Below are 21,344 nucleotides of genomic sequence, written 5' to 3'. Positions count from 1 at the left end.
TTAATGCAATACGGAATATGTAATTTAAGCATTGTGCCTCTAAGAGCTGAGGCCGCCGATGCGAGCGAACTCGTTTCTCAACTTCTTTACGGGGATACCTTTAAGATTTTAGAGGAGCGAAAGTCGTGGAGTAGAATACGGTTGGATTTTGATAAATATGAAGGATGGGTTGATAATAAACAATATTTAGAAATTTCTGAAACTGTTTACAATAAATTAACAAGTGAACCTCTAAAGCTGTCAACAGACTTAGTAGAGTTCATTCAAGATGAACATAAAAAATTATTAACAATTCCTTTAGGGTCATGTTTAAACGCATTGCAATTGCTTAATCATCGTTATGATGGTAGTTCAATAAACAAGATAGTTGATAAGTCAGAACTTGTTCAAACAGCTTTTATATACTTAAACTCACCGTACCTTTGGGGAGGAAAAACACCTTTTGGTATTGATTGTTCAGGGTTTACACAAATGGTTTATAAACTTAATGGTTATAAAATATTACGTGATGCTTCGCAGCAAGCAACTCAAGGAACTGCTTTAAGCTTTATAGAAGAAAGTGAACCAGGTGATTTGGCCTTTTTTGATAATAATGAAGGTGCAATTACACACGTTGGTATTATCATGGAAAACAATTACATTATTCATGCTCATGGTAAAGTTAGAATTGATCGACTTGATCATTCTGGAATTTACAATGTAGACAGCCAATTACATACTCACAAACTTAGAGTTATTAAAAAGATTATATAAAATAAAAAAGGTGCTTAAATTAATAAGCACCTTTTTTTATGATAATAGTTTATGTTTCTAGTTTCCGCTTTCTAATGCTTCAACTTTAGCTTTCATTACTTTAAATTTATCAGTTTCTCCAAGAGAACTATAAATACTCATTAATGTTTTGGCTGCATTTACATGCGTAGGCTTCAACTTTAATGTTTTTTCTAAGTAAGGTATAGCAGATTTGTAAAGTACATTAAGCTCTTCTTTGTATGCGTCATATTTTTTATAATCAGCAGATGAAGTCCCTAAAGAATTCATCTTATCAAAAATTCCTTTTTCTTGTCCTAAAATTAAAACAGCCATATTATTACTAGCATCAGCATTATCTGGTTCTAGCTCTAAAGCTTTTTCGTAATACTTTTTAGCATCATCAATATCTCCAGCATCTGCAGCAATAACACCTAAGTTATATTGTAATTCTGCATTATTAGGATCTTTAGTTGTTGCTTCTTCCATTAATCTTTTAAACTCATCTCTATTACCCATTTTTAATTGGATATTAGCTTCAGACATTAGCAATCCTAAGTCATCTGGGTTTTTTTCTCTAGCATCTTTCATTGCTTCAATTGCTTTTTCATTATCACCTTTTGTGATATAGATTAACGCAATATTTTTTACAATTTCAGCAGATTTAGAAGATGTTTTATTTACTTCTGGTTTAATATGAGTTCCAGATTTAACTGAAAGATCTCTTAAAACAGCAGAACCGAAAACTTCTTTTTCATTACTTTCTTTGTTGATTGCCGTGTATTGCGTTTCAATTCCTTCGTAACCTAAATCTCTTAAGGTTAGGTAGTGTTGTAACGATACGTCGTAATCTTGAGCTGTAACAGCTGTTGATGCTGCATAATACAGGTAAGATGTGTCTACTGGAGATAAACTATATGCTTTTTCAAATTCTTTTGAAGATCCCATATAATCTTCTTTCTCTAGAGCTTTGTTTGCTCTAGTTATAAAATCAGATAGCATTACTTGTTGTAATTGATCAATATCAGAAGTGTATTTTGCTTTCCCTGATGCTTCTTCAATATCTTTTACAGTATTAAAACTTTTAATAGCTGTATCAATATCTACATTAGAAGCTGTACCGTTAGCATATAACGCTTGACCTTTTACGTAGTAATATTTAGCTTGCATTTTTGCATCGCTATTACTTATTAAAGATTCAGCAGATAAAATAGCAGTTTTTGCATCTGCAAAATTCCCTGATTTGATTGCTTTTTCAGCAGCTTTTATTTCGTCTTTTTGTGCGTATGACAATGACCCTACTAAAAGTGCTAAAGCAACTATACTTTGTTTTTTCATTCTTAGTTAATATTTAGTTTTTGTGTTATTAATTGTTATTCTTCTTCTGAATTATCAATAGTTGTGCCATCTTCATTTGAAGTATCAGACTCAGCAATGTTTTTAGATATTACTTCTTCATTTTCATCTAGCTCAATTTCTTCTTCATCTTTCATTACTTTTGCAACTGCAGCAATAGAATCGTTACCTTTCAAATTAATAAGTTTCACACCTTGTGTTGCTCTCCCCATAACTCTTAGATCATTTACTGCCATACGAATAGCAATACCCGATTTATTAATAATCATTAAATCGTCTTCATCTGTAACAGATTTTATAGATACTAATTGTCCTGTTTTTTCAGTAATAGAAATAGTTTTCACACCTTTTCCTCCACGGTTAGTAATACGGTATACAGCTTCTCCATCTTCTGGATCATCAATATAAGTACGTTTACCATAACCATTTTCAGAAACTACTAAAACAGATTCTTCTTGAGGATTTTCAACAGCAATCATTCCAATAACTTCGTCAGTTTCATTCGCTAATGAAATACCACGAACACCTGAAGCATTACGCCCCATTGGTCGTGTTTTAGCTTCTTCAAAACGAATAGCTTTACCAGATTTAAGCGCTAACATTACTTGGCTTTCACCAGTTGTTAATTTAGCTTCTAGTAATTCATCATCTTCTTTAATTGTAATAGCATTAATACCGTTAGTACGAGGTCTTGAATATTGCTCTAAAGCTGTTTTCTTAACTTGTCCTTTTTTGGTAGCCATAATTACATAATGACTATTAATATAGTCTTCGTCTTTTAAATCTTGAGTACAAATGAAAGCTTTCACTTTATCATCTTGTTCAATATTTATAAGGTTTTGAATTGCTCTACCTTTTGAAGTTTTACTTCCTTCCGGGATTTCGTAAACACGCATCCAGAAACATTTTCCTTTTTGGGTAAAGAACAACATGTATTGGTGATTTGTTCCAACAAATAAATGTTCTAAGAAATCTTCATTACGAGTTGTAGATGCTTTTTGCCCTACCCCTCCTCTATGTTGTGTTTTGTATTCTGTAAGTGACGTACGTTTAATATATCCTGCATGAGAAATAGTAATAACTACTTGCTCATCCGGAATCATATCTTCAATACTTAAGTCTCCACCTGCATATTCAATTACTGAACGACGCTCATCACCATATTTATCTTTTACTACAGCAAGTTCGTCCTTAATAATAATCATACGACGTTCTTTCTTAGCTAAGATATCTTTAAGATCTTCAATAGTGACCATTAAATCGTCATATTCAGCACGTAATTTATCTTGTTCTAATCCTGTTAATTGACGTAATCGCATTTCAACGATAGCTTTCGCTTGAATTTCTGAAAGTTCAAAACGTTCAATTAATTTAGCACGCGCTTCGTCTGTATTTGAAGACGCACGAATAAGTGCAATTACTTCATCAATATTATCTGATGCAATAATTAAACCTTCTAATATGTGAGCTCGTTCTTCAGCTTTACGAAGTTCGTAAGTTGTACGTCTTACTACAACCTCATGTCTATGTTCCACAAAATGGTGAATCATATCTTTAAGGTTTAATAATTGTGGACGTCCTTTTACTAATGCAATATTATTTACACTAAAAGATGATTGTAAAGCGGTATACTTATATAACGTGTTTAATACAATATTAGGTATCGCATCTCTTTTTAAGATGTAAACAATTCGCATACCATTTCTATCAGACTCATCTCTAATCATAGAGATACCTTCTAATTTTTTATCATTAATAAGGTCAGCCGTCTTTTTAATCATGTCTGCCTTATTCACTTGGTATGGAATTTCGGTAACAATGATTGATTCGCGTCCGTTTACTTCTTCAATTCTAGCCTTACCACGCATTACAACACGTCCTCTACCAGTTTTAAAAGCTTCACGCACACCATCGTATCCGTATATAGTACCACCTGTAGGGAAATCAGGAGCTTTTACATGTGTAATTAGCTCATCTATTTCAATATCTGTATTATCTATGTATGCTATAATACCGTCAACAACTTCACTTAAATTGTGAGGTGGCATATTAGTAGCCATACCAACAGCAATACCCGACGCTCCATTAACTAAAAGTCCTGGTATACGTGTTGGTAACACGGTTGGTTCTTGTAAAGTGTCATCAAAATTAAGCTTGTGGTCTACTGTTTCTTTATCAATATCTGCTAGCATATCTTCCGATATTTTACGCATACGTGCTTCAGTATAACGCATTGCTGCAGGACTATCTCCATCAACAGATCCAAAATTCCCTTGTCCATCAACCAACATATAACGTAGACTCCATTCTTGAGCCATACGTACCATCGCGTCGTAAACAGAAGTATCTCCGTGAGGGTGATACTTACCTAAAACTTCCCCAACAATTCTTGCTGATTTTTTATGTGCTGTATTAGATCTAACACCTAATTCATGCATTCCATATAATACACGTCTGTGTACTGGTTTTAATCCATCTCTTACATCTGGGAGTGCACGTGACACGATGACTGACATTGAATAATCAATGTAAGCCGACTTCATTTCATCTTCAATATTAATTGGAATCAATTTTTCTCCTTCTGCCATATATAATTATTATTAGATTTTTCGTAAGTTTTCAAAACAGGCTAATATAAGTATTTTATAGCGCCTACGCCACTTTATATAGGTTTTTTTAGACTTTTTATTAACAAAAAAATCTCAGCTTTCTATTGGTAAAATATAAACGTATTTACTTTGATTTTTTAATGATTTTCACTCTATTAGCTAAACTAAAAAACATTTAAGGTATGATTTTTGCCTTTGTGTACTTGTTTTTACTATTTTTAAAGCAGAAAGGATTTTAATATGGATGATAATTTTTCCCCAAGAGTAAAAGATGTAATCGCTTACAGCAAAGAAGAAGCATTACGTTTAGGACATGATTTTATAGGTACCGAGCATTTAATGTTGGGTTTACTTCGTGATGGCAGCGGAAAAGCAATAGATATACTTGAGAATTTAGAGATAGACTTAACCCATTTAAGGCGTAAAGTTGAAATTTTAAGCCCTCCAAATTCTAATGTAATGACGGTTTCTAATGAGAAAAAAAATCTGCATTTAACAAGACAAGCAGAACGCGCTCTAAAAACTACATTTTTAGAAGCTAAATTATTTCAAAATAAAACCAATAACAGCGCTATTAATACCGCACATTTATTGTTGTGCATATTACGAAACGATAATGATCCTACAACGAAACTTTTAAATAAGCTTAAAGTAGATTATGATAATGTTAAAGAACAATTCAAGCTTATGATAACAAATGATGACGAATATTTAGAATTACCTAAAGGTGAATCTTTTTCAGATGACAGCATCAATGAAGAAGATGACTCTAAGCAAAACCCATTTAATCAACCTACATCTAAAACTACAAAAAAATCTAAGACTCCGGTATTAGATAATTTTGGTAGAGATTTAACAGCGCAGGCTGAAGAAGGTAAATTAGATCCCGTAGTTGGTCGTGAAAAAGAAATTCAACGTGTCTCACAAATTTTAAGTCGACGCAAAAAAAATAATCCACTTTTAATTGGAGAACCCGGAGTTGGTAAATCTGCAATTGCAGAAGGATTAGCTTTACGTATTGTAAAACGAAAAGTCTCTCGTATCTTATTTAATAAGCGCGTAGTCACTTTAGACATTGCTAGTTTAGTAGCTGGAACGAAATATCGTGGACAGTTTGAAGAACGCATGAAAGCGGTAATGAATGAGTTGGAAAAAAATGATGATATCATTCTTTTTATTGACGAAATTCACACTATTGTTGGTGCTGGTGGTGCTACAGGAAGCCTTGATGCATCTAACATGTTTAAGCCCGCATTAGCACGTGGTGAAATACAATGTATTGGAGCTACTACCCTTGATGAATACAGACAATACATAGAAAAAGATGGCGCTTTAGAACGTCGTTTTCAAAAGGTAATTGTTGAACCTACAAGTGTTGATGAGACCATAGAAATTCTTAATAATATTAAAGAAAAATATGAAGAACATCACAATGTTAGATATACAGACGAAGCTATTGCTGCTTGTGTAAAATTAACAAACAGGTATATGACCGAACGTTTTTTACCAGACAAAGCTATTGACGCTTTAGACGAAGCTGGATCTCGTGTACATATTACCAATATTGATGTTCCTAAACAGATTTTAGAATTAGAAAAAAAACTAGAAGAAGTTAAAGAAACTAAGAATGCAGTTGTTAAAAAACAAAAATACGAAGAAGCAGCTAAGTTAAGAGACGATGAAAAACGTCTAGAAAAAGAACTTGCTATAGCTCAAGAAAAATGGGAAGATGATACGAAACTTCATAAAGAAGTTGTTACCGAAGATAGTGTAGCCGATGTGGTTTCTATGATGACAGGCATCCCTGTAAACAGAATTGCACAAACAGAAAGTAATAAGCTCGCCGAATTACCTCAATTAATTAAAGGTAAAGTTATTGGTCAAGATGATGCTGTTGCAAAAGTAACTAAAGCTATTCAGCGTAACCGTGCAGGACTTAAAGATCCTAACAAACCAATTGGTTCATTTATATTTTTAGGACAAACAGGAGTTGGTAAAACACAACTCGCTAAAGTTTTAGCTAGAGAACTTTTTGATAGCGAAGATGCACTTGTAAGAATAGATATGAGTGAATACATGGAAAAATTTGCTATTTCAAGATTAGTTGGCGCACCTCCAGGATACGTTGGCTACGAAGAAGGTGGGCAATTAACCGAAAAGATAAGACGTAAACCTTATGCTGTTGTTTTACTTGATGAAATTGAAAAAGCGCATCCAGATGTGTTTAATATGTTATTACAAGTTTTAGATGATGGACATTTAACCGATAGTTTAGGCCGTAAAATTGATTTTAGAAATACCATTATTATAATGACTTCTAATATTGGAGCTAGAAAACTTAAAGAGTTTGGTCAAGGTGTTGGTTTTGGAACTGCAGCTAAACAAGCACAGGCTAGTGATAACTCTAAAAACATTATAGAAAATGCCCTTAAGAAAGCATTTGCTCCTGAGTTTTTAAACAGAATTGATGATGTAATGGTTTTTAATGCTTTAGAAAAAGAAGACATTAATAAAATTATAGATATTGAACTTGTAAGTTTAATTAGCCGAATTAAAGATTTAGGCTACGAACTTAACTTAAGTGAAAAAGCTAAAGACTATATCGCAGATAAAGGTTTTGATAAACAATATGGTGCTAGACCTCTAAAACGTGCTATACAAAAGTACATTGAAGATGCACTTGCCGAAGAAATTATAAACTCACACGTTACCGAAGGAGACATTATTTATATGGATCTAGACGATAACACTAACGAGTTGACAATAAAAATTGAAAAACCAAAACACACAGAATCTTAATCCAAAAAAAAAAACGCCGTTACTAAAAAAGTAATGGCGTTTTTACTCATTAACTTTCATGGTAAAAATAAAAAAGTATGATTTTTGTGATGTAGAAATACATAAAAATTATCTCATCGTTTCAGTCAATGAAGCAATAGTGATATCTCCTAGTCACAATCAAACACTATTTAGTATTATTAATACACATTACAAAAACACAAATTTTATATACATCTCAAATCGGAAAAACTCATATTCTGTTGATCCATTAACATATCTCGAAACTAATAATATTCCCAATTTAATTGGCTTCTCTATAGTTTCATCTAATTATAGAACTACAAATAATGCAGAAATTGAAAAACTATTCAGTAATAAACCGTATAGTATTTTCGCTTCTATTAAAGAAGCAACACATTGGGCAGATGTATTAATTAAAACTTATTAATCTTTTAGTTTTAATTCGCCACAGCAAATATTTTACAACATAAAAAAAGGCAGCTATTATATAGCTGCCTTTTAATTTAATATAGGTTATGGTTTTTAATTAATGTCTCTTCATTGAAGATGAAACAATTTTCTTAACTACCGACCCCTGGTTAGTACTTAATTTCACATAGAACATTTGGTTTGGCGTTCTAGAAAGATCAAAAGTAGTTTTACTTTGACTTCCTTTAACATACTTACCATTTGTATTACTTAACATTAATAAACCTTTAGTGTCAAATAACTCAATAGTCACGTTAGTTTCGTAATCAAATGAATAACTAATATTAACTTCTTTTTCAAATGGCACAGGATAAGCTCTAAAATCAATTACTTTTTCAAGTAATATATCTTCTTCTTTAGCTATTGTTCTTAGATTTACAGTTTCTGTATCTTCAGTTTCTGTCCAAGTATATGATACTTCACATTCTGATGTATTACCACACCCATCATTAGCTACAAACTCACGTATAAATGTATATTCTGTTGTAGTTGTGACTTGTGGACATTCCATTGTAAATGATTTATTATGTCCATTTATTGAAGGAATAATCCAGTGATCAGGATTACATGATAATGGCACACTAGAATCTGATCCATATCCTGCAATACCTCCATTTTGATAGATATTAAATCTATCTAAATCAATATCATAACTTAAAACAAATGTTTCACCTACAAAATTAGGATCTATATTTCCTGCCAGCGTAGTAACAACCCCTGAGTAAAATGGCTTACCATTAATATCGATATAATCTTCTGTACCAAAGTTTAAGATATATCCTTCTTCAAAAGTGAATTTAAAATCATCTGACGCTGTTGTCTGACTAATTACTGTTGCAGTCATTTCTTTGTCACTAAATACATTAGTTATACCATCTACTTGACAGTTATCAGTATAAGAAGCCTGAGTAGCAATACCCACTGGTAGTCCATATTCATCTAAATCAGGGTTTTCACCAAAAGTGATATCTTCAGGACACTCAATTACTGGAGCTGTATCATCGGTTATTGTAAATGACATTACAAATGCTTCAGATACGTTTTCACAATTATCTTCAACATTAATAGTTATATCAATAGTTGCAGAACACCCTTCAATAACCGTTGTGACATCTAAAACAGTGAATATTAATTCATCTGTTGTAGCACAATTATCATAGAAACATTCTAACGAACCATCAAAATCTTCTAAAGTTAATCCTCCTACAGTCCATGTATTATCTAAAACTGTAAATGTATCATTAATAGCTAGTGATGTTACCATCTCTTGAGGACATTGAGCACCATATTCTGTAGAAGAACTATAGGTTCCAAAATCTACACATTGCACATTTAATACTGGAGCAGATTGATCTCCACCTTGATAATTTACCTTAAACATTTCGGCAGCATTACCACATTCATCTGTTACAACATATTCAAACACTCTAATCCATTCACAATCTGAACCGTAACTTTTTTCAATTTTTGTTACAATAAGTTCACCGTCACAATTATCTGTAAATAATTCAGCAATATCATCTTCCGATGGTTCTCCTAAATCTGAATCTTTACATAAATCTAAACTATTACTTCCTGTTGGAATAATACCAGTTAATTCAGGTGCATTTGTATCTGCTCCACTATGAGTAATAATTACGTTATCAGCAAGATTTCCACAAGCATCTTCAATTACAAACTCGTAAGTTGCTGTCCAACCACAATTATCTCCCTCAATAACAGCCTCTAAAGGTGTTACTATAACTGTTTCACAATTATCAATATAAGCATCTTGAATTTCACTCAATTTAGGTGCTCCTGGATTTTCGCTTAAACATTGAAGTCCTGTAACTCCCATTGGTAAATCTCCCGTCAACTCAGGTGCTGTTTTATCACTTCCATTGTAATATACTTTTACAGGAGCTGCATAATTACCACAATCATCTTGTACTTCGTATCTAAACATTACTGCCCAATCACAATCATCACCTAAGTCTACAATTGTTCTTGTAACATTTACATTTCCACAATTATCAGAAAATAACGCTGCAACATCTTCAATTGATGGCGCATTTAATCCTTCAATATTGAAACAAGAATTAATATTAGATTCACCTGAAGGTAACTCTCCTATTAATACTGGAGCAGCTTCATCAATAACTGTTATTACTTGAACTGCTGTTATTGTATGCTCACAATTATCAGTAAATGTATATGTTACATTAAACATGCCACAACTTCCTGCAAACTCATCTGCAACACCTTGAATTTCACCGCTAATAATACACGAATCAGTATCACTACCATTAGAATATGACAAATACCCTGGAGTAAATGTTGCTAAATCTTCACATTGAATTTGCATATCTTCTATTGAAGCAAACTCAGGATGTGGTGCGGGTAAAACAGTAATAGTTTTTGTAGCTGTAATTTCTCTCTGACACTCGTCAATAAAAATCCATGTTGCTGTTAATTCTCCTCCACATTCTGTATAAGATCCTGTTATTTCTCCTTCTACTTCTCCTGAGATAATACAAGATCCGGTTTCACTTCCGTTAGAATATGATAAATATCCTGCCATGTAGCTTGCTGCTTCATCACAAGTAATCTCTTCATTTTCTACTGGTGCAAATTCTGCAATTGGAGCCGGTAAAACTGTAATAGTTTTTGTAGCTGTAATTTCTCTCTGACACTCGTCAATAAAAATCCATGTTGCCGTTAATTCTCCTCCACATTCTGTATAAGATCCTGTTATTTCTCCTTCTACTTCTCCTGAGATAATACAAGATTCGGTTTCACTTCCGTTAGAATATGATAAATATCCTGCCATGTAGCTTGCTGCTTCATCACAAGTAATCTCTTCATTTTCTACTGGTGCAAATTCTGCAATTGGAGCCGGTAAAACTGTAATAGTTTTTGTAGCTGTAATTTCTCTCTGACACTCGTCAATAAAAATCCATGTTACTGTTAATTCTCCTCCACATTCTGTATAAGATCCTGTTATTTCTCCTTCTACTTCTCCTGAAATAATACAAGATTCGGTTTCACTTCCGTTAGAATATGATAAATATCCTGCCATGTAGCTTGCTGCTTCATCACAAGTAATCTCTTCATTTTCTACTGGTGCAAATTCTGCAATTGGAGCTGGTAAAATATATACTTTTTTACTTGTAGTAATTGTTCGATCACATTCATCTGTATACAGCCATGATACAACAAACTCACCACCACATTCCGTGTAAGAACCTGTTATTTCTCCTTCTACTTCTCCTGAAATAATACAAGATTCTGTTTCACTTCCATTAGAATATGATAAGTATCCTGCCATGTAACTTGCTGCTTCATCACAAGTAATCTCTTCATTTTCTACTGGTGTAAACTCTGCAATTGGAGCTGGTAAAATATATACTTTTTTACTTGTAGTAATTGTTCGATCACATTCATCTGTATACAGCCATGATACAACAAACTCACCACCACATTCCGTGTAAGAACCTGTTATTTCTCCTTCTACTTCTCCTGAAATAATACAAGATTCTGTTTCACTTCCATTAGAATATGATAAGTATCCTGCCATGTAACTTGCTGCTTCATCACAAGTAATCTCTTCATTTTCTACTGGTGTAAACTCTGCAGCTGGCGCAGGAATAACTGTAATAGTTTGCGTATGAGAAATCTGTCTATCACACTCATCCATAAAAAACCAAGTCGCCATTAATTCTCCTCCACACTCCGTGTAAGACCCTGTTAACTCTCCTTCAACTTCACCATTAATAGAACAATACCCATTACTGAATCCATTACTATATGATAAATTCCCTACCACATACATCTCTGCTTCATCACAAGAAATTGAAATATCACTTGGCAAATCTAAAAATTCTGCTGCCGGAGCTTCATCTATTTTAATATCTTGTATATAGGTAATTAAACGCCCACATTCATCTTCAAACTCCCATGTAATTACAATATCACCACCACATTCAGTAAATTCACCTACAACATTACCAGTTACAGAACCTTCAATAGCGCAAATACTACTTTCAATACCATTACTATATGAAATTGCTTCTGTTATATATCCTTCTGAAAGATATGTACTTGCTTCATCACAAGTAATATTTGTGTTTTGAGGTAAATCACCTACAAATTCAGCTTCTGGAGCTGGAGTAACCGTAATTACCTGCATGTGACTTATTGCGTTTCCACAAGTATCTTCTGCACTCCATGATCTTATTACAACACCTCCTGCACAAGCTAAACCTAATTGAGATTCATCTTGACTATAAGTAACCGCTAAAACACCTGCACAATTATCTAAAGCCGAAACCTTTGAAGGATTTGGTATTTCATCAACACAACTCACCGTGATATCTTCTGGTGTAGCGGATAATACTGGTGATTCAGTATCTCCACCTGAATATGTGATTACTATAGGATCTACTAAATTTCCACATGCATCAGAAACAGTATATGTATATGTTGCTAACCATTTACAATCTGTTCCTTTAGAATTAGATTCTTTTACAACATTTACTACTCCACAATTATCTGAAAATAAAGCACCTATTTCTTCAATAGATGGTCCCTGAGCTTTATCTGAAAAACAATAATTTAATCCCGATTCTCCATTTGGAATTATCGCATTTTTATTTAATGAAGGTGCACTAACATCCCCACCGCTATATTCTATTTTAATTTCTTCATCAACATAATTTCCACACGCATCTCTTACGGTAAAAGAATATACAACATTCCATTCGCAGTCTGAACCTGATGGTGTTGTTGTTTTTTCAACAATTACTTCACCACATTCATCAACATATAAATCTGCAATATCATTTATAGATGGTCCTTCGGGAATTGCAGAATAACATAAGTTGATACCTGTATAATCTAAAGGTAGTGATACACCATCACGCAATACTGGAGCTGATTGATCTCCTCCTGTGTAATGAATTTTGAATTGATCTTCAAATTCGCCACACTTAATATCATAAGTGTAAATTACTTCCCAATTACAATTGGTGGAAGGTTGTACCCAGTAGGTTGACTTGGTGACTTGTGGATCTCCATTTTCACATTGATCTAAATAATTATTTGTAACTCCCTCAACAGATAGACCTGTTGGAGCATCACTCATACAACCATTAATAAATGTACTTCTTTGATTTTCTTGCCCTAATACAGAACTCATACTAAACATAAAAAGTGCAACAAAAGCTACTGCTTTAATAGACTGGATGTGTTTTGTAAAAAGATTAATATTACAACACAAAAAATACGCCATAGACGACCTCTTTTGGTCCCTAGCGTTGTTTCGGGTAAAATTGTTCATAAACATAACATTTGGTTTTAAATTAAAATTATTTTAAACATTTATTTTAGACAATAGTTATACTGTCCGTACAAAACAGAAGCGGGTTACAAAAATGTGTAGATAGGTATGGGACCTTAAACATTTTGCATATAAAAACCATGCTATACATGGTAATACATGCCGTTTGCTGTTTGAATTTTTACAAATTCAAACAAATAATAAATGTGCTAATAATCAATTGTTTTGCTATTAAACAATTTTGGGTAAGAGGTGCGGAACTCGACTTAAAAAAGTGATTCCGCACTTAATAAATGACTCAATCTATCATTTATTTAATTCAAAAATATACCATAAGTTACTGATACACAAATAAATTTAACTTTTTATTTGGTATTAAACAGTTTGTCATTTTATTTTTGCATTTAATCGAAAAGGAGGTCATTATCGATGCGAAAATCATCGATGAAGCGTATTGACGTTTGTATCATATCATGAAAAATTTGATCGTGAGTTACAAAATCAACTTCATTTCTATAACTTTTTAAGAATGATTCTATTAAAGGAGATGATTTTTTGGGAGCTCTGAAAAATAACGCTTGAGAGGCGTTAAAAAGTTCGATAGCTAAAATACGTTCTACATTATTAATTAGTGTAAATGCTTGGGTTGCTCCATTTGCTCCCATACTTACATGATCTTCTTGTCCGTTTGAAGAAACAATACTATCTACACTTGCAGGTGTTGCTAATTGTTTGTTTGCACTTACAATACTTGCAGCGGTGTATTGAGGAATCATAAATCCTGAATTTAATCCTGGATTATCTACCAAAAATGTTGGTAAACCTCTTAATCCTGAAACTAATTGAAAGATACGTCTTTCAGAAATATTTCCTAATTCTGCCATAGCAATTTTTAAGAAATCAAATCCTAATGCTAAGGGTTGTCCGTGAAAATTCCCACCAGAGATAATTAAATCTTCACCTGTAAATACGTTTGGATTATCGGTAACCGAATTTATTTCAGTTTTAAAAATTCTATGCACATGCTCTAAAGTATCTTTTGTTGCTCCGTGAACTTGAGGAATACATCTAAAAGAATACGGATCTTGAACATGTTGTTTTTCTTGAGTAATCAATTCACTTCCGTCTAAGAAACCTCTTACACGTTCGGCCGTTTTTAATTGTCCGTTATGAGGGCGAATTAAATGTACCAATTCATTAAAAGGTTCAATTCTTCCATCAAAAGCATCAATAGAAATACTTCCTATTAAATCGGCTAAATATGATAATTTATATGATTTATTCAACACATAAACACCATAAGCACTCATAAATTGAGTTCCGTTTAATAATGCTAAACCTTCTTTTGATTGTAAAACAATAGGTTGCCAGTTAAATTCTTTTAAAATCTCTTCAGATTTCACAACTTCTCCTTTATAAGACACTTCTCCTTTACCTAATAATGGTAAAGCTAAATGCGCTAAAGGCGCTAAATCTCCTGATGCACCTAATGAACCTTGCGTATAAACCACAGGGAAAATATCATTATTATAAAATTCAATTAAACGTAAAACAGTATCTAATTGAATCCCGCTAAAACCATAACTTAAAGATTGTATTTTAAATAACAACATTAGTTTTATTACCTCATTTGGCACGCGATCACCAGTACCACAAGCGTGAGACATTACTAAATTTTCTTGAAGTTGTGTTAAATTATCTTTTTCAATTTTTACATTATATAAAGACCCAAACCCTGTGTTAATTCCGTAAATAGGCTTATCCTCTTTTTCCATTCTATGATTTAAATACGCTCGGCATTTTTCAATTTTAGTAATAGAATCTTCGCTTAGCGCTAAAGTTTTTTCATATAATAAAATATCATTTATTGTAGAAAGCTCTAAAGAATCAGAAGAAATATAATGTACAGTATCCATAGTAAAAATTTAATTCTCCAAAAGTCAGCATTCCATATAGATTATGCAACAAATGTTAATAATTAATAAAATATATTGGTTTGTATCTATTATCTTCTATTTTTGGGTAAACAAAAAAATAAACATGAAAAAACTACTCCTTTTATCACTAGCTATTGCAGCTGCTTCATGTGAGCAAGCGCCACCAAAAGACTACGTGACTTTTTCTGGAAAAATAACAAATAAAACAAGTGATTCTGTTGTTGTAAGATCTAGAACATACACTAAAACAATACCTGTTAACGCTGACGGAACTTTTAAAGACACCTTAAAGGTTGAAACTGGTGTTTATAATTTATTTGATGGATCTGAAAGTACAAATATGTACTTAAAAAACGGGTTTGAATTAAACGTAACTATGGATACTAAAGAGTTTGATGAAACTGTAAAATATACAGGATCTGGAGCTGAACATAGTAACTTTTTAGCTGAGCAATCTTTATTACAAGAAGAAATTTTAGATATTGATAAATTATCAAACCTTGGAAATGTTTCTGAATTAGATAAAGAATTAGCAGGAATTAAAGGACAATTAAATGAGTTTTACACTTCTAAAAAAGGCGTTGATTCTACATTAATCGCTGAAGCTGTTGGATCAATTGACCCAATGTTAAAATCTTATAAAGGTTACCTTGAAGGTGCAATTACTTTAAAAAGTGAATTACCTAAAGGAAGTCCTTCTCCAGTTTTTGAAAACTACGAAAACCATAAAGGTGGAACAACTTCATTAAGTGATTTAAAAGGAAAATACGTTTACATGGATATTTGGGCAACTTGGTGTGCACCTTGTAAAGCTGAAATTCCTTTTCTTAAAGAAGTTGAAAAAAAATATCATGGTAAAAACATTGAGTTTGTAAGTATTTCTGTTGATGACGCTAGACGTTCTGGTGGAGGAAGTATGGAAAAAGCTAAAGCTAAATGGGAAAAAATGGTTACCGATTTAAGTTTAGGTGGTATTCAATTAATTTCAGATAAAAATTGGCAATCAGATTTTATAGCAAACTATAAAGTAACAGGAATTCCTCGTTTTATCCTAGTTGATCCTGATGGAAACATTGTAACTCCAGATGCTCCAAGACCTTCAAGTCCTGCATTAATTGAGTTATTTAATGAATTAAGTATCTAATACAAATTCTTACACATATAAAAAAGCCACTCTATAACAGAGTGGCTTTTTTATGTTTTATAGTATGCGATTATTCATTTTCTTTTTGTGCTTCTGTCTGTGGTTGTGGTTCTGGTTTTGCAAATAAATCCATATAACTTTCACCTAAAGCATCAATAACATCACTAGCTAATAAGCTTTGAAATCCTAAATCGGCAACAGCAATATCTGCAGATTTACCATGTAAATACACTCCAAAAACCGAAGATTCAAGTGCCGAATAGCCTTGAGACATTAATCCTGTAATAATTCCGGTTAACACATCTCCAGTTCCTGCGGTAGATAATCCTGGATTACCTGTACTGTTTACGTAATATTTATCTAAAAACACCGTAATTGTATGCGCACCTTTTACAACGACAACAACATTATATGCTTTTGAGAATGCTTTTACCTTACTCAATTTATCAAAATCATCTTTCCAAGTCCCTATTAAACGTTCTAATTCTTTAGGATGTGGTGTTAATACCGATTCTGCCGGTACTAATTTTAATAAGTCTTGTTGTTTTGAAAGAATATTTATCGCATCAGCATCAATAACTAATGGTGTTTTATTAGATTTTAAAAAAGTTTCAAATGCTAAAATGGTTTCAGAATGTGTTCCTAAACCTGTACCAATACCAATAACATTTGGCGTGATTTCAAAATTAATATTAGAAATTAATTCCTCCTTAACATCAGTAATTACCATAGCTTCTGGTAATGCGGTTTGCAATACATTATAACCGCATTTTGGAATAAATGCAGTTACTAATCCTGCTCCAGAAGTTAAAGCAGCTTTACTTGCCAAAGTAACGGCTCCTATTTTACCATAGCTTCCTCCTATTAATAAGGCGTGACCAAAATCGCCTTTATGCGAAAATTTATCTCGCGGACGGTAAATTGGTAATACATCTTGCTTAATTATAAATTCTGACTCTGTTGGTGTTTCAATTAAATATTGGCGATCAATACCAATATCTAAAACTTCCCATTGCACTGTATATTTTGCAGTTTCAGGTAAAAAGAAGACTAATTTTGGGGATTGAAAACTTAATGTATGACTCGCCCAAACTACATCATTTTCTTCTTTAGGCACGCTATCTGTTTCTAATCCTGAAGGAATATCAACGGCTAAAGTAAATGCTTTTGAAGCTCTAAAATGCTGAAAATAAGTTTGCACCCAATCTGCTGCCGGACGATTAAATCCTATTCCAAAAACAGCATCTAATATAATATCTTCGTGAGCAATTACAGGTAAATCATCTTCTGCGCTTAAAAGTGCTGGCCATGATTTAGTAACTTGTTTTATACGATCATAATTAATTAAGAAATCTTTTGAGCGTTTATCACTATAATTTATAACGTAGGTATGTACGTTATATCCGTGATTAATTAAATGTCTCGCCACAACCAAACCATCACCTCCGTTATTACCAATTCCACAAAACACATGAATAGGAATTTGTCCGCCTTGTAACCTTAAATGTAACCAGTTAAAAATTTGAACTCCTGCGCGTTCCATTAAATCGGTTGAAGATATGTTTTGTCGTTCAGCAGTGAGTTGGTCACCTTCATAAACTTGTTCTTTTGAGAGTATTTTCATATTAAAGTAAAAAATTATAGTCTTTTATTCTTCAGTAAAAATAATACTTTTAATAGCTAAATTGTATAAAGTTGATTTTATTAAAAATATAAACAAAAAAAGCTTCTCAAAATATGAGAAGCTTTTAAAGTATGAATTGATTACTATAATAAACAATTACTTTCTTTTTTTCCTTTTTTTATCATCATTCTTAACAAAAAAGGCTTTTAACTCATCAATATCTAATTCGTAGTCTGCATTAGTATCAATAGCACTAAAATTTAATGACAATTCTCTATTATCTTTTGCGGCAACTTCTAATTCATTTAAAGTACCATCGCCATTTTCATCAATGGTTTCAATTAATTTTTCTGGAGACATTTGCATTGGCCCATCTTCACTTAATGCTGCTTCTAATTCTTCAAGACTTATATACTCATCACTGTTGGCATCAATAATATCAAAATCTTTAGCAATTTTCCCTTTTTCATCTTTTGATGCTTCCGCTCTATCAATCATATTGTCTTTATCAAGATCTAACTGATTAATAATTTGTAATGCATTAGGTTTTCCGCCTCGTTCTTCACCCCTATTACCTCTATCTCGTCCTTGTCCTCTTGACGGTCTTTGCGAAAATACAGTTACAGAAAATAGCACAGTAAATAATGTGACTATTACTTTTAAATCTTTCTTTTTCATAGCTTATAAATTCTTCTTTAGTTATTTAGATGTGTTATTCTGAAAAAACTTGCGCTTTTTTTGAGAAATATTTTTTAATCTCTACAAATGCCATATAACAAGGATATTTTCAATACTTATTCTTTTTTCTTTCAAACAAAATATTATCTTCGATATAAGATGTTAAAATATTAAATATTCTTACATTAATTCGAAGTTTAACTAAAAAATAACACATGAAAGTCTTAAAATTTGGTGGAACTTCTGTTGGTTCAATTCCACATATAAAACAAGTTGTTAAAATCCTTAAAAATTACGCAGAAACATCAACCGTTATCTGTGTGGTTTCTGCCATTGGAGGCATTACAGATAAACTGTTACATTCTGGTCATTTAGCACAGAGCAAAGATGCAAATTATATTTCTGAATTTAAAATTATTAAAAAAAATCATCTAGATATTTTAACGGGTTTAATACCTACCGAAAACACCTTAGTAAAAACACAGCTTAATGAACAATTAGATGACTTAAAAAACCTTCTTGATGGCATCTTTTTAATTAATGAATTATCTCCAAAAACATCAGATAAACTTGTTAGTTTTGGAGAGTTATTATCGTCATTTATAATTGCCGAAACTATAAAAAGTGATGGCATTAATGTATCTAGAAAAAATAGCCAAGATTTAATTATTACAAATTCTAATTTTACAAAGGCCGAAGTAAAAGAAGATTTAACTACAGCTAACATTCAAAAACATTTTAAGTCTTCTACAGCTCAAATCACCATTTTACCTGGTTTTGTTTCAAAATCAATAATTGGAGAAATTACAACACTTGGTCGTGGTGGATCAGATTATACAGCAGCTCTTGTAGCTGCAGCATTACAAACTGAACAATTGGAAATTTGGACAGATGTTAGTGGGATGTACACCGCAAACCCAAAGCTGGTTAAACAAGCTTATCCAATAAAAAAATTATCGTACCAAGAAGCCATGGAGCTTTCTCATTTTGGCGCAAAAGTACTTTATCCACCTACCGTACAACCGGTATTGGCTAAAAATATTCCATTAGTTATAAAAAACACAATGGAGCCTGAGGCTGAAGGCACATATATATCAAACGATGCGTCAAATAACGCTACTGTTCGCGGAATTACAAATATTAATGATATTGCACTTTTAACACTTGAAGGTACCGGAATGGTTGGTATTCCTGGGTTTTCAAAACGCTTATTTGAAACGCTTGCAGTGCATAAAATAAATGTGATTTTTATTACTCAAGCCTCTTCTGAACATTCTATTTGTTTTGGTGTGAATCACAACGAATCTATATTGGCAAAAAACAGTATTGATGATACTTTTGAATATGAAATTTCGTTACATAAAATTAATCCTATTATTTTAGAAGACCAGCTTTCAATCATTGCGCTAATTGGTGATCAAATGAAAAATCATCAAGGAATTAGCGGAAAAATGTTTAGTACTTTAGGTAAAAATAATATTAATATAAGAGCTATTGCTCAAGGCGCTTCAGAAAAAAATATCTCGACAGTTATTGCTCAAAAAGATGTCAAAAAAGCTTTAAACGTATTACATGAAACCTTTTTTGAAACGAAAACAAAACAATTAAATGTATTTATTACAGGTGTTGGAAATGTAGGAGAACACTTAGTAGAGCAAATTAATCAGCAGAAAAAATATCTAAAAGAACAGTTAAAAATTAATATTAGAATTGCCGGATTATCAAATTCTAAAAAAATGGTATTTAATGCCGATGGAATTCCTTTAAAAACATGGAAAACCGCACTTAGCGAAGGAGAACCAGCAAGTTTAGAAGGCTTTTTTGAACACACAAAAAATCTAAATCTTAGAAATAGTATTTTTGTAGATGTTACGGCAAACAGTGATGTTGCCAACGTGTATGCTAAATATTTAAAAGAAAGTATTGCTGTGGTGGCTTGCAATAAAATTGCATGTTCAAATACGTATAGTAGTTACCATGAATTAAAATACTTATCTCGAAAATATAATGCACCATTCTTATTTGAAACTAATGTTGGTGCAGGATTACCTGTAATTGACACACTAAATAATTTAATAGCCTCTGGAGATAAAATCACCTCAATACAAGCTGTTTTATCGGGAAGCTTAAACTTTGTTTTTAATAACTTTAATGCTACTACAAAATTTCATGATGTTGTAAAACAAGCGCAAGCCGAAGGTTACACCGAACCTGATCCACGTATTGATTTAAGCGGTGTTGATGTTGCGAGAAAGATTTTAATTTTAGCTAGAGAAAGTGGTACTGCGATGGACTTAAATGCGATTGAAAATGATTCATTTTTAACGCCTAAAAACCTAAATAGTGATTCGGTAGATGATTTTTATCAAACTTTAATTGATGATGAAGCGCATTTTCAAAAGTTATACGCTTCGGCGAAAGCAAATAATTGTCAGTTAAAATATGTTGCTGAATTTAATAACGGAAAAGCGAAAGTTGGATTGAAAGAAATTCCGCAAGGTCATCCTTTTTACAACCTTGAAGGAAAAGATAATATTGTGATGTTTTATACTGAACGTTATGTGGAACAACCTATGATTATTAAAGGTGCTGGAGCTGGTGCTGAAGTTACTGCATCTGGTTTATTTGCAGATATTATAAGAATCGGAAACAATTAAAA

Annotated in this window: 11 protein-coding genes; 5 read left to right on the top strand and 6 right to left on the bottom strand. The window is 32.4% G+C overall.

Annotated features, from left to right (window positions below; genetic code table 11):
* Window positions 1-3: 3 nt before the first annotated feature.
* Window positions 4-753: a C40 family peptidase gene (locus tag ACU4C5_RS12280; RefSeq protein WP_446844504.1), complete on the top strand. Its 750-nt coding sequence runs from the start codon at window positions 4-6 to the stop codon at window positions 751-753.
* Between the two features lie 57 nt (window positions 754-810).
* Here ACU4C5_RS12280 and ACU4C5_RS12275 read toward each other — a convergent pair whose 3' ends face one another.
* Entirely contained in the window at window positions 811-2,088 is a 1,278-nt protein-coding gene (locus ACU4C5_RS12275; protein WP_446844503.1) for a tetratricopeptide repeat protein, read from the bottom strand.
* A gap of 35 nt (window positions 2,089-2,123) precedes the next feature.
* Complete coding sequence (gene gyrA, locus ACU4C5_RS12270; RefSeq protein WP_446844502.1) at window positions 2,124-4,694, bottom strand: DNA gyrase subunit A; 2,571 nt, start codon at window positions 4,692-4,694, stop codon at window positions 2,124-2,126.
* Between the two features lie 261 nt (window positions 4,695-4,955).
* On the opposite strand from gyrA, the gene ACU4C5_RS12265 reads away from it, so the two are divergent.
* Together ACU4C5_RS12265 and ACU4C5_RS12260 are read left to right on the top strand one after the other, a co-directional pair.
* Entirely contained in the window at window positions 4,956-7,514 is a 2,559-nt protein-coding gene (locus ACU4C5_RS12265; RefSeq protein WP_446844501.1) for an ATP-dependent Clp protease ATP-binding subunit, read from the top strand.
* Window positions 7,515-7,572: 58 nt separating this feature from the next.
* The gene (locus ACU4C5_RS12260; RefSeq protein ID WP_446844500.1) at window positions 7,573-7,944 is read left to right on the top strand and encodes a hypothetical protein; all 372 of its coding nucleotides are present in this window, start codon (window positions 7,573-7,575) and stop codon (window positions 7,942-7,944) included.
* Window positions 7,945-8,043: 99 nt separating this feature from the next.
* On the opposite strand, the gene ACU4C5_RS12255 is transcribed toward ACU4C5_RS12260, so the two are convergent.
* Both ACU4C5_RS12255 and hutH read right to left on the bottom strand, forming a co-directional pair.
* Window positions 8,044-13,254: an HYR-like domain-containing protein gene (locus ACU4C5_RS12255; protein ID WP_446844499.1), complete on the bottom strand. Its 5,211-nt coding sequence runs from the start codon at window positions 13,252-13,254 to the stop codon at window positions 8,044-8,046.
* Window positions 13,255-13,706: 452 nt separating this feature from the next.
* A complete protein-coding gene (hutH, locus tag ACU4C5_RS12250) occupies window positions 13,707-15,218 on the bottom strand; it encodes a histidine ammonia-lyase (protein WP_446844498.1) in 1,512 nt (503 codons plus the stop codon).
* A 124-nt stretch (window positions 15,219-15,342) separates the two neighbouring features.
* Here hutH and ACU4C5_RS12245 point away from each other — a divergent pair, with 124 nt between their 5' ends.
* Window positions 15,343-16,383, top strand: coding sequence for a TlpA family protein disulfide reductase (locus tag ACU4C5_RS12245; RefSeq protein ID WP_446844497.1), 1,041 nt, complete (start codon window positions 15,343-15,345; stop codon window positions 16,381-16,383).
* A 70-nt stretch (window positions 16,384-16,453) separates the two neighbouring features.
* On the opposite strand, the gene ACU4C5_RS12240 is transcribed toward ACU4C5_RS12245, so the two are convergent.
* The gene (locus tag ACU4C5_RS12240) at window positions 16,454-18,007 is read right to left on the bottom strand and encodes an NAD(P)H-hydrate dehydratase (RefSeq protein WP_446844496.1); all 1,554 of its coding nucleotides are present in this window, start codon (window positions 18,005-18,007) and stop codon (window positions 16,454-16,456) included.
* A 156-nt stretch (window positions 18,008-18,163) separates the two neighbouring features.
* The gene (locus ACU4C5_RS12235) at window positions 18,164-18,685 is read right to left on the bottom strand and encodes an EF-hand domain-containing protein (protein WP_446844495.1); all 522 of its coding nucleotides are present in this window, start codon (window positions 18,683-18,685) and stop codon (window positions 18,164-18,166) included.
* 215 nt (window positions 18,686-18,900) lie between these two features.
* Between ACU4C5_RS12235 and thrA the strand changes: the two genes are divergently transcribed.
* Window positions 18,901-21,342 (top strand): bifunctional aspartate kinase/homoserine dehydrogenase I, encoded by a 2,442-nt coding sequence (gene thrA / locus ACU4C5_RS12230; protein WP_446844494.1) that lies wholly within the window; start codon window positions 18,901-18,903, stop codon window positions 21,340-21,342.
* Window positions 21,343-21,344 lie beyond the last annotated feature (2 nt).

The sequence above is a fragment of the Lacinutrix undariae genome, assembly GCF_052934785.1.
Note: the sequence above shows the minus strand (reverse complement) of the source record. Positions and strands in the feature narration are given on the sequence as shown.

Excerpts from the sequence above, each read along its gene's own strand:
- hutH (WP_446844498.1), bottom strand. The coding sequence starts at position 15,218 with ATGGATACTGTACATTATATTTCTTCTGATTCTTTAGAGCTTTCTACA.
- ACU4C5_RS12235 (WP_446844495.1), bottom strand. The coding sequence starts at position 18,685 with ATGAAAAAGAAAGATTTAAAAGTAATAGTCACATTATTTACTGTGCTA.
- thrA (WP_446844494.1), top strand. The coding sequence starts at position 18,901 with ATGAAAGTCTTAAAATTTGGTGGAACTTCTGTTGGTTCAATTCCACAT.
- ACU4C5_RS12240 (WP_446844496.1), bottom strand. The coding sequence starts at position 18,007 with ATGAAAATACTCTCAAAAGAACAAGTTTATGAAGGTGACCAACTCACT.
- ACU4C5_RS12260 (WP_446844500.1), top strand. The coding sequence starts at position 7,573 with ATGGTAAAAATAAAAAAGTATGATTTTTGTGATGTAGAAATACATAAA.
- ACU4C5_RS12245 (WP_446844497.1), top strand. The coding sequence starts at position 15,343 with ATGAAAAAACTACTCCTTTTATCACTAGCTATTGCAGCTGCTTCATGT.
- gyrA (WP_446844502.1), bottom strand. The coding sequence starts at position 4,694 with ATGGCAGAAGGAGAAAAATTGATTCCAATTAATATTGAAGATGAAATG.
- ACU4C5_RS12265 (WP_446844501.1), top strand. The coding sequence starts at position 4,956 with ATGGATGATAATTTTTCCCCAAGAGTAAAAGATGTAATCGCTTACAGC.
- ACU4C5_RS12280 (WP_446844504.1), top strand. The coding sequence starts at position 4 with ATGCAATACGGAATATGTAATTTAAGCATTGTGCCTCTAAGAGCTGAG.
- ACU4C5_RS12275 (WP_446844503.1), bottom strand. The coding sequence starts at position 2,088 with ATGAAAAAACAAAGTATAGTTGCTTTAGCACTTTTAGTAGGGTCATTG.
- ACU4C5_RS12255 (WP_446844499.1), bottom strand. The coding sequence starts at position 13,254 with ATGGCGTATTTTTTGTGTTGTAATATTAATCTTTTTACAAAACACATC.